This window comes from Wolbachia endosymbiont of Nilaparvata lugens (assembly GCF_007115045.1).
Taxonomy (GTDB): Bacteria; Pseudomonadota; Alphaproteobacteria; order Rickettsiales; family Anaplasmataceae; genus Wolbachia.
The window spans coordinates 1-16,431 of sequence record NZ_MUIY01000001.1 but is presented as its reverse complement, the minus strand read 5'-3'; the positions used below and the strand labels follow the sequence as shown (position 1 = coordinate 16,431).

Genomic DNA, 16,431 nt, shown 5'->3' with positions numbered 1-16,431 from the left:
GCTTGCTGGTTTCAGTTGACGAAAATGGCTGTATTGGTTTAGTTTTAAAAATACAAACTATAATAACATGCTAAAAAGTTCTTGCTTTGCTAGATCTTTTTAGCCATAACAAAATTATATTTTACGTAATAAATGTGTGGGGTATTATGTTAAAGACATCACATTCTGTAGATTATTTTAAACAAGCAGTTAATCGATCTGAGTTAATAAAAGATACACTATCATCTAGTAGTCAACAAATACCTATTGATTTAGATTTGCCGGAAGATTTTATAATAGGGGAATCAATTGGAGAAGGAGATTGTTTCTTTGATTCAGTTGCGCAAGGACTTAATCAATTAAAGCCTGGAGGGACCTTTACTGTAAAATCTTTAAGAAATATTTGTAGGCTGTTCGCAGAGAAACAACTTGGTCTTGATTCGTCATGGCTTACAGAAGCATTAAAAAATGATGGTAGAAGCATTTCTGATTATATTTCACGAGTTGAGTTTACCGCAGATGATATTAAGAAAGGATCTAAAGCAATAGATAAATTAAAATTAGCTACGGCTATGTGGGGTCTACCAGAAATTGATGGAAGAATAATTTGTATAGTATATAAGGTAAGATTGCATTTTATTGAAGAACACATTACTTCCGATGGAAGAAAGGTAATAACGCATCACCTTATTGATAAGGAAGGTTACCAAAAGGGTATATTAAATAGCGAGATTCTTAGTAAGAAAATTTACTATACAAAAGATACTATACATATAGTAAATCAGGGAGGTCTTCATTTTCAACCAATCTTAAGAGGGACAGTACAGCAAACGTCACTTTATTATTATAAAACCATGGCTAGTGAAAAAAAATTGGACAGTGAGTCTGTTTATTTTCGACAAAATTTTGAAGCAGAAATGAAAGATGTCACAGACAATCAAATGGACTGTGAAGATTATAAAGAATCTAGCCCTGTTGTAGAGGTGTTGCCTGATGAGTCAATAATGGAAGCAACAGTTGATTATGAAGACAGATTATCTGATGAAGAACTTCAGCATGAACGAAGTCAAGATAGTCCTAGAGTAACAAGAGCTTCATCTATAAGCAGCAGTAGTACATGGTATAGTGCATTGATTGATTGTAGGTTAACGGTAGAGGATATAGGTCTTACAGATGATGAAATAGTGAAAAGAGCAACTTTTTTTGTTAAGACTTTTGTTAAAGAATTCGAAAAAAAACTATTTCAATACTCTGAAGAAGTAAAACCAGGTTCAAAAATAAAAAAAACAGGTAAAATATTAGGTCTGGCTGATTCAACTATAAAGAGTGCTATTACACCAGGTATGCGAATAATTCCTGATAAAGCAATTGAAATGATAGGTTGTCTTTCTGCAAAAGAGCATAGGAAAGGAGCAAAAAGTGTTTCTTCAACAGTTATGCCTTTAGGAGGTAGCACAAGAGAGATTTTAGTAGATGCTAGTTTGGAAATTTTTCAAAAATTTGAGGGGCAGTTTACTGGGATTATGGATGTTAGTAGCCTTTCTTGGGAGAGAGGGATTGAGAAATTAGCAATAGATGCTGTATCTAGAGTAATAAATTATATTTCAGATAATAAAGAAGAACTTTCCGTTGATCTTATAACAAAAGGTGTTGTTTTAGGTGAATCAAAAGCGAGAACATTTGCTAAGCAAGTTTTAAAAAAACCAGCGAAACTTTTTAAGTCAGAAGCATTTCAGTCTGGATATAAAGTGAAAGATAAGCAAAGTGGTAAAATTTGGATAACCCCAGAATTATATACAGGAGTAGGAATAAAAAAAGTAAACTATGATACTACTGAATATTATCAGTTGAGGAAACATGATAATGCTGAAAAATATGGATATAGACTTCCTTTTACATGGGAATTAGAAAAGTGGTGGGAGGTAGACAAAAAGTATAGGCTTGTTAACTTACCTAAAGAAGAAGAGTATGTGCATATTTTAAATGAGAAAAAAAAGAAAGAATTGGCTGATAATATATTAAAAGAGATTAATGGAAACGATCCAACGAAAAGAAAAGATATAGAAGAACTGTATGAAAAGATCAAGAATTTCCAAACAAAAAAAGAGGAAAGTGTACGTCCGTTTTTCTTTAATTTGGACCATTTACCACAATTCTTTGTAGAAAGAGGAAATATGTTAAAGATGTTAAACGAGAAGTTAGACATTGAAAAACAAGAAGAAATACCACGAATGGTCTTAATTCATGGAGGCTATGGAGTAGGAAAAAGTGAACTAGCTAAAAGTTATGCGCATAATATAAAGAGTAAAGGTAACGTTATATGGATAAATGCCAAATCATGTAGCACTCTTTCAAATTCATTTTATAGTTTAGCTAAAAAATTAAAAATTCCTACAGAAGGTTATAAAGGTATACAAAAAATAAATTCTGGTATGGAAGGTAGAGAGCAAGTAGATTACAATGATGTTCAAAAGAAAAGAATTGAATCTATTGTTGATAATGTATATGAGAAACTTCAAGATGTGGAAAGTTATTTTATTTTTGACAACGCCAATCAATATGAGGAGATTAAAAAATTTTTACCGCCTTATGGTTTCATTTTTGGTGGAAAACAGCCTTACATCTTAATTACTTCTCGTAACAAAAATTGGAAAGCAGAAATAGAAAAAATAGACTTGAATGATGGGTTTTCTCTAGGAGAATCCATAATATTTATTGAACGAACCTTAGGAATAAAAGATAGGTCACAGAATTGCTATCTGGTAGGGTTAGCAGAAGCATTAAATTACCTTCCATTAGCTTTGACACAAGCAACAGCATATATTAAACAAGAAAAGATTGATGTTAGTGAATATCTAAAACTCTATAATGAAGAAATAAAAAAACCGAATCCTAATCGTTTCGAGGTACTAGGTCTCACCAAAGAATTATTTACGACTTTGAAGGTCAACTTTGACAAAATAAAAGAAGAAAAAGATATTGGACAACAATCGCATGATATTTTAGCCTCTATGGCTTACTTGAGTCCTGATCAAATTGATACAGCAGAAATTTTTCTTCATAAGAAATCAGAAAACGATCAGCAAAAGGTTTTGGATGCACTTAATCTACTTGATAAGTTCTCAGTGATTGATTTAGAGGAATCAATAGCAAGAGTTCATATGGGAGTACAAAAAACAATAAGATTAGAGAAAGAACAAGCAGGAACAGAAGAAGAAATTTTAAGAGAGATTATGACATCATTTTGCCTTACAAATGCAAATCACGCTATATCTGTTTGGAGTCATGCAAGTAAATATGACAGGTTAGTTAATGAATTTATTGATTCTCTTTATGATGGAAGTACTATCTTACATTTACTAGCCAAAGATGGTAATGAGAAAGTTATTAAAGGTATATTAAAGAAAGTAGATCCAAATAGATTAAGTAAGATTGTTAATGCTGTTGATAAAATGAAATTTACTCCTTTAGACTGTGCTGCCATGCATGGTCATTTAGGAATAGTTAAATATTTTATAGAGAAAGGAAGTGATTTGGATGGAGATCTTACCCCTTTACACTGGGCTGCTGTATGTGGTCAATTAGAAGTAGTTGAGTATTTTATTGACAATGAATATTGGGGGGTTGATAAGTTGAGTAGAGAGAGTGCTACTCCTTTACACTATGCTGTTATCAGTGGTAATATAGATGTTGTTAAATATCTTGTAGAAAAAGGGGCCAATGTAAATCTACAGGATGAAACTGCAGGGCCCTTGCATTTTGCTATTGAAGAGAATCGTTTAGATATTGTTGAATACCTTGTAGAGAAAGGAGCTGATGTAAATCTACATGATAAAAATGATATGAGTCCTTTACACTATGCTGTTATCAGTGGTAATATAGATATTGTTAAATGTCTTGTAGAAAAAGGGGTCAATGTAAATCTACAGGATAAAGTAAATGGTATGAATCCTTTGTATTTTGCTACTCAAAATGGTCGTAAAGATTATATGAGTCCTTTTTGCCATGCTGCTGAAAGTGTTAGATTAAATATTGCTAAATACCTTATAAAGAAAAAGCTGTTTATTATGAATGCGAATCCATATGATAAAAATTGTATGAGTTCTGTGTGCCATCCTGCCATGCATGATCACTTAGATAGTGTTAAGTACCTTATAATGCAAAGAACTCTGGTAGATTTACGGAACAAAGGTAGTATAAGTCTTTTGGACTTTGCTGCCATATGTGGTCATTCAGATATTATTGAATATCTTGTAGGAAAGGGAGCTAATGTAAATGAACAAGACAAAGATGGTATGAGTCCTTTGCACTTTGCTGTCATATATGGTCACTCAGGTATTATTGACTATCTTGTAGGAAAGGGGGCTAATGTAAATGAACAGGATAAGAAAGGTGTGAGTCCTTTGCACTATGCTGTCATATATGCTCACTTAGATAGTGTTAAGTACCTTATAGAGAAAGGGGCTGATATAAATCTAAAGGACGAAGGTGGTATGAGTCCTTTATTTTATGCTCTTACCATTATCATTGGCCGCCCAGATATTGCTTGCTACCTTACTGAATATTCTTCTTTAGTGCGAAAAGAAGTTAATGTGAAAGTTAAACTCAAGAATTTTTTGCATAAAAGACAACAGAGGAGATCTGCGCATTTAAACGAGCCTAAAAAAAGAAAATTAGAAAATATAAGTGCAATATTTGAAGAAAATGCATCAAATATACAATTGCTTCAAGGTAGTCAGAATCCACCATCTAACATGTCAATGCAATTTGAAGATCTTGCTGATAGAACGGAAAGCATTGTTAATATAAATAGTGAGATTCCCGCATATTCATTTAATAGTGTTGTTGTGGAATCTGTGAATAACAAGAACTTAAAAGGGAGCTAATTTTACAGTAAGCTATTTAATTTCATTAGGGAAATATTCAAAAAGCTAGAGAAATGAAGTAATAAATTGATATAAATTCGCGTAGAACAAGTGGTAGACCAACGCATTCCAAAGAAACTTGTTCTCACGCTAGCTGTTTTTGATTGTTAGAAACGATCAAATTATTCAGGTTATTTAATACCAAACAAGTATAAATTTATTTCCTTACTTATCTAATCACGGGATAAGAATTACGTATGAATAAATGATATTAGTTAACATAGCAATAGAAATATTGACATATTAATAATATTATTATACTCTTAATATAGTTAAGTAATTAAGAGAAGTTATGAGTATTGTATTGTTTTATAAGAAATTTAATGACCGTGATTTAGGTGATGATAAAAGTCCTTTGAGAAAAAAATTCAACGAAATAATTAAAGATTTAAAAGAGAACAACAGTACAAGCCAAGGGAATATAAAATTAGTAAAAGGTGATGGGAATATTGAATATTCTCGAGCTAAATTAAGTGATAGTGACAGATTATTATTTACAAGTATAAAGCATAATAACAAAGATGCTTTTGTTATTTTAGAAGTAATTCTGAATCATGATTATCATAAGTCTAGATTTTTAACAAATAGAGAGAAAATAAAAAACATAGAAGTAACAAGTGAAGAAGTTCCTGATACATTGGAGATTGAAGATGTTCCACAAGTTAGTTATCTCGGTAAATTTATTACTTTTAGTGCAAAGCAGGAGGATATAGTTGAAAGGGTTGAATTACCTTTAGTTATCAATGGGGCCGCTGGTAGTGGAAAAACATCAGTGGCTTTGGAGAGCCTAAAGAAGATAAAAGGGAAGTTTGAGGGAGGAAAAATTCTATATATTACCAAATCCGAAAATCTTATAAAAGAATCAAAAAAATTACTTGAATACGAATACTATGATGAAACTGCTAACGAGTTCAAGATTGCTACTCCGGAAGAAATTGATTTCTTATCTCTTCATGAGTTTCTTGAAAAGCGAGCAGAAGATATAAAAGGAAAGAAGCCTATTGATAGAAGTAAGTTTTTTTCATGGTTCAACGAAATATGCAAAAAAGATAAATTTAAAAAGTATAAAAAAGACGGAGATAAAATATTCGAAGAATTTACAGCTGTGATAGGTGGAGGAGGCTTATTAGGAAAAGATGGAAAAGATAGATATGCTAAATTAGGAAACAGACAATCTATGTTTTCTGTAGATGAAAGGAAAAGTGTTTATGATTTTTTTAAAGAGTACAGGGAGTTTATAGAAAAAGATTCAGAATATTATGATCCTAATCTTGTTACTCATAAGTGTATTGTAGAAGGAATGTATGATGCGGTTGTTAATGAAAAAATCTGTCTTGAAGATGAGGGAGAAGAAATATTAAATCTAGTAAGAGAATATAAAAAGATTGGCGGTCAGGAGTTACGTAGAGTGTTTTGTTTACTGACCAAATTGGTTCAAGTTAGTGAGAAAAGTAGTAAAAAAGCAGAGAAAATAAAAATTGCAAAGGGTCTGGTTAAAGCAGGAATTTCTGTTGATGTTGTTTCACAAGCAATTGGCCTCTCTGCTAATGAGTGTGTTGAAGAAAAAACAGGTTCTATCTACTATAAAATAGGAAAAAAGATAAAAGAATGGACGGGAATATACTCAGAAGGATTTGGCTGAGAAAATGGATACAACACGTGATGAAATAAGCAACTATGAGCAAGGACGTGTGGCCATTCCACTGGAAAAATTATATGCAATAGCAGAAACATTATCAATTAGCATTACAGATCTGCTCATAGAGGAAGATGAGATAGTAGAAAGTGAGCTACCTGATTTGATTAAAGAATACAAAGAAATTGAGAGCCGAGAGTTACGTAATGCACTAATAAAATCTCTGTTTGAAAGCATACAAATTTGTGAAGAGAAAATTAGAGAAGCAGAAAGAATCAAAATTGCAAAGGGTCTGGTTAAAACTGGAATTTCTATTAATATTATTTTGCAAACGATAGGCATCTCTTTAGACGAAATTCAACAAATTTAAGTAAAAAAATCAGTATCTATTAACATCTTTACTTCTTGATGAAAAAATAAGTAAAAAAGATTTAAAAATTGATTTGACTTCACTCGAAAGCTATGGCTCTATGCCAATGCTGATAAAAAACAGCAGTAAATATCTAAAAAAAGTTTGTTGTTAGTGAAAGGTAAATTATATGAATAATAATAAGAATAAAGAAGAAATAGAATTCAGAATATTAGAAAGCAAAGGCAAAGCACTACTTGATCGTGAAATAATGGAAACGTTTCTAAGTGCAGCACATGAAAGGCCACAAGCTCAAGAAATTGCTAAAAATCTGGTGAATACTTATGCAGGAGTAGGAAGGATTTTAGGCCGAGAAATGGATGACCTGAAAGTTATAGAAGGAGTAACTGATTCTGCAGTAGCAATGATTATGTGTGTTAAGGAAACACTAGAAAGGGTACTAAGAGAAAAGCTCAAAAGTGAGCCAATAATGGACTTACAAAGGCTAGTAGAGTACTTAAACGTAAGTATAGGCCACTCAGAAAGGGAATGTATAAAAATACTGTATTTGAATAAAAGGCGTCAATTAATCGGAGAAGAATCCTATATTGGTGAAATGGAAAAAGCACCAGTATACATAAAGGAAATTATAAAAAAAGCATTAATAAAAAATGCAACATTAGTAATAATGTCACATAACCATCCTGGAGGGAGTTTAGAACCATCAGAAGAAGATCAAGCAGTAACGAAGAGCTTAGCAGCAGCATGTAGTACTGTAAGTGTTAGATTGTTTGATCACATTATTATCACAAGTGCAGGCTATTTTAGCTTTCGAGAAAACGGATTGTTATAGCAGAAAGTATTTGCAAATCTACTCACTATAATTTATAATGAGTAATAGAGTGTATAAACTAAGGTTTGTATACTTAAAAAGTATTTTTAATAGTGAGGATAATATGGGTAATAAAATAATTGTACCTTTTGATGATAAAAAAGGAGGTACTTATCAATTAAACGTTGATCTTGATAAATTATCAGAAGGTGAGATGTTAAATGCTATTATAGGAATTGGTCGTGTTAACCAGCAGTCCACCTTTGTAAGCAAAATTAATAAGGCTAAAAAGTCTCAAGAAATAGCACCTTTCCCTGGTAGAGAAGTTCGCGAAAACAAAATCAACTATGGGAAAGGACTTGACTACATATATGGCACAAAACCTGCAAGTGATCAAGAAGATAAAAATCCATTTACCTCCGCCTTGCAAAAAATAAAGCCAAGTGCAAGCGAAAGCAAAGAATTGAGCTGGTTTAAAAGTGCTGTAGTAGAGGCAAAAAACGTAAATGAATTGCACAAAGTTATAGACAAAGTAATAACTTCTGGAGTAAGGCTAAATGCATGTAATGATGGGGAATGGAGTTTTGCAGAATATCTAGTATTAGGTACACATTTTCATAAATTTGATAAGGCTGATCGTAAAAAGCTAATACGTAAATTAATGTTAAGCGGTGCAGAGTTTCATGATACTTTATTGCAGAATAAACTGATAGGTGAAATCTATAATGAGTTACAGCCAGAAGTTCAGCCACAGATAGATAAGAGACTAGAAGAACTAGAGAAGGCTGGCGAAAGTGCTGTTCAAGAAGGATCCTTAATAGATTTCGAGATAGACAATACAACATCATATATAGAATTTTCTGATGATAGCAAGGTAGAGGTAGCCAAAATACTGAGAGAGTTAGGAAGTAATATTTTAAAAATTGGCAATGATGCGGTTGAGGTTAAAAGTGAGAAGGGAGGTATAAGAAACTATATCGATATGTCAGATGAAAGCTCTATTATATTAGAGTTTCCTACAAGCATTGGTAAGCTAAATATTATATTGTACCACGATGTAAAAAAATATGATCAAGTACAAGTCAGAGTAGAAAACAAGAAAATGTGGGCTGAGTTACAAAAAAGAGGCGAAGAAATTGGAAAAAATTGCCTCTTTGGGGGAGTGAAGCTTAAGGAAGCAGTAGAGAAAGGTGGTTTCACTAGATGTGGCATATGGAGTGAAAAGTATGCTATAAAAGAGATTAGCAATGATGAAGTACTCTCTCCACCTTCGTGGGTAAATAGAATATATGGAGGTAGTAAAGAAACCTTTAGGGAACTTTAATGTGTCTACAGTCAACTTTAAGGTTCCAGAGTTTTTTTCTTACCGTTATATCTGGAGCCTTAACAAAATTAAGCTATAGTAGAAAATATTATATGTATGGTTCTTTTAGTGGAAAAAAGTCTAGACTGTGAAGTAGGGGAAAAAGTAAAAAATTGGAGGTTAGAGCGAGGTTATACTCAGAAGGATTTAGCGGAGAAAATTGGTGTAAATTACTGGGTAATACTGCAATATGAGAAAGGGAACCGTAGAATTTCAATCGAAAGGTTGTATGCTATAACTGAGGCACTATCAATCAGTATTACTGATCTTATTCCTGTATCAAAAAGCTGTCTTGAAGATGAGGAAGAGGAAATATTAGATCTAGTAAGAGAATATAAAAAGATTAATGATCAGGAGTTGCGTAGGATGTTTTGTTTGCTAACCAAATTTGTTCAAGTTAGTGAGAAAAGTAGCAGGAAAGCAGAGAAAGTGGAAATAGCAAAGCGCTTGGTTAAAGCAGGAATTTCTGTTGATATTGTTTCACAAATAATTGGCCTCTCTGCTGATGAATGTGTTGAAGAAAAAGTTAGTTCTATATACTGCCAAATAGGAAAGAAGATAAAAGAATGGAGACTAGTGAGAGAGTATACTCAAAAAGATTTAGGAGAGAAAATGAATACAACACGTGACGAAATAAGCAACTATGAACAAGGAAGGACTGCTGTTCCACTTGATAAATTATATGAAATGGCAGAAGCGTTATCGATTAATATCATGGACCTACTTGAACTAACAGAAGATGCGGATGATAAAATAGAAAATGAGCTACCTGATTTGATTAAAGAATATAAAGAAATTGAGAGCCAAGAACTACGTAATGCATTAATAAAATCTTTGTTTGAAGGGATGCGGATTTGTGAGGAGAAAGTGAGAGAGATAGAAAGGATTAAAGTTGCAAAGGATCTAGTAAAAGGTGGAATTTCTATTGATATTATTTTGCAAGCGGTAGGTTTACCTGTTGATGTAGTTCTAGATGGGTAGCTCATGAAAAAATTATAGCAATAAAGTTTTAAATGGAGGTATATGTGTTTGTTTCTGCAAGCAATGTTAGTTATGGAATAGGGCAAAGAGTAGGAAATAGTAGGTTAATGCAAGGGTATAATCAAGTAGAACTAGCAAGTAAAATCGGTTTAACATATCAAGAGGTGAACAGCTATGAAAGTGGCTATAGCGCTATTCCAATTGAAGTATTATATACAATAGCAAAAGAACTATCGATTAGTGCTATAGATCTGCTACCTGAATCAGTAGTAGTAAGAGAGTATAAAGATGAAGACGAAGAAATACTCTATCTAACGAAAATATACGAGAATCAAAAATTAGGCAAAATAGTACCTTCATTAGTCAGGTTTATTCATATTAGCGAAAAAATCAATCAAGAAGAGGCAAGGTTGGAAATAGCAAAAAATCTAGTTAAAGAAGGAGTTTCAGTTGACATAATTTCCCAGGCAACGGGTTTATCTATTTACGAGTATGATAGTACAGAGAGAGAAATCTGCACTGATTCTATATATTACAGAATAGGACAAAGAATAAGAGAATGGAGGTTGATAAGAAGATATACTCAAAAAGATTTGGCAGATAAAGTTGATTTAACGCTCAAGGAAATACACGAATATGAAAGAGGGTACACTGCTATAACATTTGATAAATTATATGAAATGGCAGGAGCATTATCAGTGAATATTAAAGTTCTACTGCCTAAAACAAGAGAAAGCAAAAAGCTATTGAGTTTAATGGATGAGTACGGAGAACAAGAATCATTAGTCAAATCTCTATCTGAAGATATGAAAAATGGCAAGGAAAAAGTTAAAAAAATAGAAAAAATCAAAGTTGCGAAAAATCTAGCAGAGGCAGGTGTTGCTAGTGATGTTATTGTGCGAGCAAGTGGCCTAACTGCTGATGAGTGTGAAAATTGAATTGTGTTTAAGATACAAGTAAAAATAGTTATATATTTTATATTTCTATACAGAATTTCTCTATCATTTTCTGGTTGTCCTCTATCATTGCATTTGCTTCTTGCTGAAGAGATTTGATATTTTTTGATGTAATATTATCCATGTCAGATGATGCTATTTTTAATTGCGATTGTATGCGTATATATTTATCAGCTATAACTTGATCAAGTTGGTAGTTTACTGCATCTAAACTTGAAGCAAACATCACATGTAATAGTGGTTTTATCCAGCCTATTTTTCCAAATCTCTTTGAATTGGCATACTCTATGCTTCTATCTGTTCTTCCAGTACCTATCGATAATAGTAGAATATCATCATTTGGAAATAACCTCTTACCACTTGCATATGCGCAAGCCGCTGGATTATTGGCAAACACCCCTCCATCCACTAATACCATTTCCTTTTGGTTGACCTTAAGATATTTAGGTGCAAAGTAAGTAGGTGATGCAGTTGTAGATCGTAATGCATCTTTCAATTTGATAAAATTTCTATCTTCTCTCCAGCTTTTAAAGAAGAAGGGATAATTGTTCTTAATATCGTAGCTTGTAAGCATTAAATTATTTGTTGCATCTGCAAGAGTAGAATCACCAAAATATCTATTCAGAACGCATTCAATATTTTTGCATGAATACTGTGCACAATTTAGCCAGGAAAATATTGATCTTCTAAAAAATGAAGACTTAAAGATATGTGGCCCGTCTTTCTGATAGAGATCAACTAAGTCGAGAGCAGAGTATTGTTTATTACATAACCCGGCAACGATAATACCACCTGTAGAAGTTCCGACCATTAAGTCAAACATTTGAGAGATTGGCTTTTTTGTTCTATACTCTATTTCAGCTAGAACAATAGCAGGTATAATACCTCTTATGCCTCCACCGTCGACTGAAAGAATATATTTGGCCATGTTTAGATATTTATTGATTTTTTTAACTTGTTTGCTTTTATCAGGTTGTGTTTCTTGTCCAAGTACTACTGTATGTTTCACTCCTAGAGAAAATTGCACCAATCTAATAATTGATTCTGTGGATCATGCTAAAAAATCCGTGTTGGTTCAGGCATACCAATTTACCTCAAAGCCTATTGCACAATCTTTAATTAGAGCAAAAAAACGTGGTGTTGATATTAAGGTTATTCTCGACGAATCGCAAGTGAGCTCAAAGTATAGCGTTATCAATGAGCTGTTTCATCAAAGAATACCAATATATATAGACTATAAACCTGCAATTTCACATAGCAAAATTATGATCATTGATAATCAAAAAATCATAACTGGATCTTTCAATTTTTCTGACGCTGCGCAGAAAAGAAACGCTGAGAATCTACTAATTATAACGGGAGATCCTACACTAGTTGAGCAATACGTTGAAAATTGGAAGGATCGTCAATCTCAATCTGATCCTTATATACCGAAAATAGAAGAATAATTACTTAAAATCAGCTTTAAGCTCATCTAACTCTTCAGAGAGGTTTTTTACTCTTTCCTCCAGACGATATACCGTAACAGTCAATCCATTATTCTGTTCTATAAATTTATCATGCATGTGCACCCGTAAATCAAGCTTAGCAAGCCACCAAATTGTTGCTATGGTCTGTATTACCATCGTTACTATTACTGTGATTGGGATTTTTTTGTTTAGCATATTTTTTACTGGTTATAAAATAATTGAAATTACTGATAAAAGAAGAAATATGTTCAGTTTCTATATTTTGCTGTGGTAGTCACTATTTGAATTCGTATTGCTCTTCTGCAGATCCTTATGACTCCAATATATCTTTGATATTATTTGCTATTTTTGAGCGAGCCTTCTGCATTGGAAAGTAGTTTTATTACTTCTCTGTATTGCTTGTTTTTATCTTTATTACGTTCTTCTGATATTACAGCCATGCTTCTAGGTGTTCTTCCATCTTTAGCTACAGCACTAGGATCTGCTCCTTTATCTAATAAAAATTTAACAATTTCCAAACGTCCTTGATCTGCAGCATAATGCAGCGGTGTCCATCGCTCGTATCCGTCAGAAGCACTTACATCAGCTCCTTTTTGTACTAGAAACTTCACGACTTCTAAACAATCTACCTCTGAAGCATAATGTAATGCTGTTAATTTAGGAACCTGCACATTAACATCTAATAAATTTTCTACCAAAAATTTTACAACCTCTAAATTACAATTTTCAGAAGCAATTTGTAGTACTGTTTTATAATTACTCACAGCTTTACTCTTTGTATAACAACATGTAACGACAACACATATAACTGTTATCATCAGCCATAGAAAATTTATCTTATTCTTTATGTTCTTACTTATTTTGTTCATGTCTAACATTTTTTTAGAATTAAATAATCATTTGCTTAAGTTTCACTTAAACAGCTTTGCTCACTGCTGCCTCTACTATAGTTTGATATCCTCTATTATTCAGAATATGTTCTGCCTTGCTAATTACCCATTCACCTTCAATTTCCTGACAAAATCCTGAAAGACTGATCTTAGCTTCTGCAAATAATTGTGGATTACCAGGAACAGTTACATTTAAATTTGATGTACTACGTTTTAGTTGTTTTAACTTAGCTGCTGCTGCACTAATTGCTGATTCTGCGGTAGAGTAAAGCGTTTGCAGGGTATAACTTGGACCCTCATTTCCCACTTTCTCTTCTATAGTTTCTCCCTTCTCATAACTGTGCCATTTTGCAATAACAGATCCATATTTGTTACGCACATTAAAATTTACCTCCCAATTTATAATATCTTTAGGTGTTAATACTGTTGTACCTAACATCTTTCCAGTCGCTGATCTTGCTTCTCCCTTCGGAATAAAAATTATATATCCTCCTGCTGGTTTTACTAGTGCATCATATTTTTTGCCTAATCCTTCCAAAAAACTCATGTCGCTTTCATCTGCTTGAATGGTATGTGGTATAAATATATTTTTAAATCTTTCAGCAACTTTACCTTCATACCCATGTTCTTGTGCTATTTCTTTAATCAAATCTCCCAAGGTAATGTCTTTCCATTCTTTTGATTTTCTTTCCTTTAATGATCCTCTTAAACTTGCAGCGTCACATTTTATTCTTAAAGTTTGTGGTGGACTTTGTATTGTAATTTGATTTGCCTTATATACCCCCATAGGTAATAAACCTGTTTCTTTATATCCTAGAAAAACCTGTAAATTACCCTTAAGTTCTAAAGCGCTAGAGCTATAATTAATAAATATCTCAGCTTCGTCACTTGTAGTACCTGATCCATCAGTGACACGTAGTGATATTAAACTCTTTTTTAAAACCTCTGTTACTGGGTTATTTTTTGCTACTATATCAAAATCTGGTGTCATTCATCTAAAATGTTTATAACAGATTCTTTCGGTATTTTTTGAATTTTAGGAAGCTTAATTCTTAATCCAGCGGGCAAAAAACTTCCATGTTCCGCAAGGCCTGGATTTTCAAGCAATACTTCCTCCACTGCTCCACTACTGTATCCATAATGTTTCCAGCAAATTTCATCTAACATTTCGTTTTCTTTAGTGTAATAATAAATCACTTGCTGTAACTTTTTAACTTCAAAATAAACTCAATTTTTCTTGGTGTTCCATCAGGAAAAAATAATATCTGTTTTTCTTCTACATTAGTAATGACAAAATTCCCAAGTACATTTCCTGAATTATCAACTAGAACTTGAGTATCGCGTATATTTTTTAGCTGTTCTAAGCCATTACTCTGATAACGTGGATAAATCACTCCTGTCAGATCAATACATTCAATTCCTGAGCCAATGTTTTGTAGCAACGTTTTTTCAATACATTCAATTGTATACCACCTTTTTTCTTTACTGTATCTTAGGCTTATTGGTTCAAGCTTACATTTTCCAAGCAACATCAATGTAACTCTTCAACTATATCAAAAAGTGCCCCACGTGCTTGTTCTCTAAATCGTTCTATTACTGCATCAGCAACACTGCGCACATCTTCAGATTTAATGTTGATATTAAACGTTTGATAGAATGCTTGGTTATATACTTTCGATTCGCTATTTTCACATCTACTTTTCTTGAATGCTTTCTCAACTTCTTCTTGTTCTATAGCTCTTTTTTCTTCTATAACACCTTTAACTTTAAAACTCTCAAAATTGCCTTTACTATTTTCTGAAAATTGTTTAATAGCACTATTACTTGTCAATGGGTTTCCGTTACTGAAAATGCTATTTTTAGAAAGCCTATTAACAACATTTCCATTATTTTCAAATTTTCTAATCGGGCTATTCTCAGCAAATATGCTACTAACTGTATTTCCCATCCATGAAAAAGCTTTTCCTATAGGTTCAATGAGTGATTTCCACAAGCTAGAGAAAAAGTCTTNGAGAAAATTAGAGAAGCAGAAAGAATCAAAATTGCAAAGGGTCTGGTTAAAACTGGAATTTCTATTAATATTATTTTGCAAACGATAGGCATCTCTTTAGACGAAATTCAACAAATTTAAGTAAAAAAATCAGTATCTATTAACATCTTTACTTCTTGATGAAAAAATAAGTAAAAAAGATTTAAAAATTGATTTGACTTCACTCGAAAGCTATGGCTCTATGCCAATGCTGATAAAAAACAGCAGTAAATATCTAAAAAAAGTTTGTTGTTAGTGAAAGGTAAATTATATGAATAATAATAAGAATAAAGAAGAAATAGAATTCAGAATATTAGAAAGCAAAGGCAAAGCACTACTTGATCGTGAAATAATGGAAACGTTTCTAAGTGCAGCACATGAAAGGCCACAAGCTCAAGAAATTGCTAAAAATCTGGTGAATACTTATGCAGGAGTAGGAAGGATTTTAGGCCGAGAAATGGATGACCTGAAAGTTATAGAAGGAGTAACTGATTCTGCAGTAGCAATGATTATGTGTGTTAAGGAAACACTAGAAAGGGTACTAAGAGAAAAGCTCAAAAGTGAGCCAATAATGGACTTACAAAGGCTAGTAGAGTACTTAAACGTAAGTATAGGCCACTCAGAAAGGGAATGTATAAAAATACTGTATTTGAATAAAAGGCGTCAATTAATCGGAGAAGAATCCTATATTGGTGAAATGGAAAAAGCACCAGTATACATAAAGGAAATTATAAAAAAAGCATTAATAAAAAATGCAACATTAGTAATAATGTCACATAACCATCCTGGAGGGAGTTTAGAACCATCAGAAGAAGATCAAGCAGTAACGAAGAGCTTAGCAGCAGCATGTAGTACTGTAAGTGTTAGATTGTTTGATCACATTATTATCACAAGTGCAGGCTATTTTAGCTTTCGAGAAAACGGATTGTTATAGCAGAAAGTATTTGCAAATCTACTCACTATAATTTATAATGAGTAATAGAGTGTATAAACTAAGGTTTGTATACTTAAAAAGTATTTTT

At 32.6% G+C, this 16,431-nt stretch carries 13 protein-coding genes and 3 pseudogenes; 10 read left to right on the top strand and 6 right to left on the bottom strand.

Translation table 11 applies throughout. The features are described 5' to 3' along the window. The first annotated feature begins 146 nt into the window (after positions 1-146). From BWZ41_RS00080 to wmk (BWZ41_RS00055), 7 genes and pseudogenes are all read left to right on the top strand, one after another. Positions 147-4,865: an ankyrin repeat domain-containing protein gene (locus BWZ41_RS00080; protein WP_143689005.1), complete on the top strand. Its 4,719-nt coding sequence runs from the start codon at positions 147-149 to the stop codon at positions 4,863-4,865. Between the two features lie 331 nt (positions 4,866-5,196). Beyond that, a pseudogene (locus BWZ41_RS08320) lies at positions 5,197-6,135 on the top strand (hypothetical protein); the annotation flags it as partial. 81 nt (positions 6,136-6,216) lie between these two features. Continuing rightward, positions 6,217-6,910 (top strand): annotated as a pseudogene (gene wmk, locus BWZ41_RS00075) (WO male-killing family protein Wmk); the annotation flags it as partial. Between the two features lie 169 nt (positions 6,911-7,079). Then, complete coding sequence (locus tag BWZ41_RS00070; RefSeq protein WP_143688996.1) at positions 7,080-7,742, top strand: JAB domain-containing protein; 663 nt, start codon at positions 7,080-7,082, stop codon at positions 7,740-7,742. A 103-nt stretch (positions 7,743-7,845) separates the two neighbouring features. Beyond that, entirely contained in the window at positions 7,846-9,045 is a 1,200-nt protein-coding gene (locus BWZ41_RS00065; RefSeq protein WP_143689004.1) for a hypothetical protein, read from the top strand. A 96-nt stretch (positions 9,046-9,141) separates the two neighbouring features. Continuing rightward, on the top strand, positions 9,142-10,065 hold the full coding sequence (gene wmk / locus BWZ41_RS00060) for a WO male-killing family protein Wmk (RefSeq protein ID WP_143689003.1): 924 nt from the start codon (positions 9,142-9,144) through the stop codon (positions 10,063-10,065). 32 nt (positions 10,066-10,097) lie between these two features. After that, positions 10,098-11,003 (top strand): WO male-killing family protein Wmk, encoded by a 906-nt coding sequence (wmk, locus tag BWZ41_RS00055; protein ID WP_143689002.1) that lies wholly within the window; start codon positions 10,098-10,100, stop codon positions 11,001-11,003. 37 nt (positions 11,004-11,040) lie between these two features. Here wmk (BWZ41_RS00055) and BWZ41_RS00050 read toward each other — a convergent pair whose 3' ends face one another. Beyond that, positions 11,041-11,949 carry a patatin-like phospholipase family protein gene (locus BWZ41_RS00050; RefSeq protein ID WP_143689001.1) on the bottom strand — a complete coding sequence of 303 codons (909 nt, stop codon included), beginning with the start codon at positions 11,947-11,949 and terminating at the stop codon, positions 11,041-11,043. Here BWZ41_RS00050 and BWZ41_RS00045 point away from each other — a divergent pair. Next, positions 11,948-12,469 carry a phospholipase D family nuclease gene (locus BWZ41_RS00045; RefSeq protein ID WP_177429441.1) on the top strand — a complete coding sequence of 174 codons (522 nt, stop codon included), beginning with the start codon at positions 11,948-11,950 and terminating at the stop codon, positions 12,467-12,469. The genes BWZ41_RS00050 and BWZ41_RS00045 overlap by 2 nt on opposite strands. Here the strand turns inward: BWZ41_RS00045 and BWZ41_RS00040 are convergent, their stop codons facing one another. From BWZ41_RS00040 to BWZ41_RS00020, 5 genes are all read right to left on the bottom strand, one after another. Continuing rightward, positions 12,470-12,685 (bottom strand): hypothetical protein, encoded by a 216-nt coding sequence (locus BWZ41_RS00040; protein ID WP_143689000.1) that lies wholly within the window; start codon positions 12,683-12,685, stop codon positions 12,470-12,472. A 140-nt stretch (positions 12,686-12,825) separates the two neighbouring features. Further along, positions 12,826-13,359, bottom strand: coding sequence for an ankyrin repeat domain-containing protein (locus tag BWZ41_RS00035; protein WP_143689677.1), 534 nt, complete (start codon positions 13,357-13,359; stop codon positions 12,826-12,828). 46 nt (positions 13,360-13,405) lie between these two features. Next, positions 13,406-14,371, bottom strand: a complete 966-nt coding sequence (locus BWZ41_RS00030; RefSeq protein WP_143688999.1) for a phage late control D family protein — start codon at positions 14,369-14,371, stop codon at positions 13,406-13,408. Continuing rightward, positions 14,368-14,577, bottom strand: a complete 210-nt coding sequence (locus BWZ41_RS00025) for a tail protein X (protein WP_406833161.1) — start codon at positions 14,575-14,577, stop codon at positions 14,368-14,370. The genes BWZ41_RS00030 and BWZ41_RS00025 overlap by 4 nt, the downstream gene beginning before the upstream one ends. Further along, entirely contained in the window at positions 14,574-14,912 is a 339-nt protein-coding gene (locus tag BWZ41_RS00020) for a phage tail protein (protein ID WP_241653824.1), read from the bottom strand. Before BWZ41_RS00020 ends, BWZ41_RS00025 begins: the two co-directional genes overlap by 4 nt. A 479-nt stretch (positions 14,913-15,391) precedes the next feature. Between BWZ41_RS00020 and BWZ41_RS07715 the strand changes: the two are divergent. Beyond that, positions 15,392-15,511 (top strand): annotated as a pseudogene (locus BWZ41_RS07715) (WO male-killing family protein Wmk); the annotation flags it as partial. Positions 15,512-15,680: 169 nt separating this feature from the next. Further along, on the top strand, positions 15,681-16,343 hold the full coding sequence (locus tag BWZ41_RS00005; protein WP_143688996.1) for a JAB domain-containing protein: 663 nt from the start codon (positions 15,681-15,683) through the stop codon (positions 16,341-16,343). Positions 16,344-16,431: the final 88 nt, after the last annotated feature.

Bases quoted from the DNA above. Each gene is read 5' to 3' on its own strand.
- BWZ41_RS00070 (WP_143688996.1), top strand. From the start codon at position 7,080: ATGAATAATAATAAGAATAAAGAAGAAATAGAATTCAGAATATTAGAA.
- BWZ41_RS00005 (WP_143688996.1), top strand. From the start codon at position 15,681: ATGAATAATAATAAGAATAAAGAAGAAATAGAATTCAGAATATTAGAA.
- BWZ41_RS00040 (WP_143689000.1), bottom strand. From the start codon at position 12,685: ATGCTAAACAAAAAAATCCCAATCACAGTAATAGTAACGATGGTAATA.
- BWZ41_RS00065 (WP_143689004.1), top strand. From the start codon at position 7,846: ATGGGTAATAAAATAATTGTACCTTTTGATGATAAAAAAGGAGGTACT.
- BWZ41_RS00045 (WP_177429441.1), top strand. From the start codon at position 11,948: ATGTTTAGATATTTATTGATTTTTTTAACTTGTTTGCTTTTATCAGGT.
- BWZ41_RS00050 (WP_143689001.1), bottom strand. From the start codon at position 11,949: ATGGCCAAATATATTCTTTCAGTCGACGGTGGAGGCATAAGAGGTATT.
- wmk (WP_143689003.1), top strand. From the start codon at position 9,142: ATGGTTCTTTTAGTGGAAAAAAGTCTAGACTGTGAAGTAGGGGAAAAA.
- BWZ41_RS00080 (WP_143689005.1), top strand. From the start codon at position 147: ATGTTAAAGACATCACATTCTGTAGATTATTTTAAACAAGCAGTTAAT.
- wmk (WP_143689002.1), top strand. From the start codon at position 10,098: ATGGAGGTATATGTGTTTGTTTCTGCAAGCAATGTTAGTTATGGAATA.
- BWZ41_RS00020 (WP_241653824.1), bottom strand. From the start codon at position 14,912: ATGTTGCTTGGAAAATGTAAGCTTGAACCAATAAGCCTAAGATACAGT.
- BWZ41_RS00030 (WP_143688999.1), bottom strand. From the start codon at position 14,371: ATGACACCAGATTTTGATATAGTAGCAAAAAATAACCCAGTAACAGAG.
- BWZ41_RS00035 (WP_143689677.1), bottom strand. From the start codon at position 13,359: ATGAACAAAATAAGTAAGAACATAAAGAATAAGATAAATTTTCTATGG.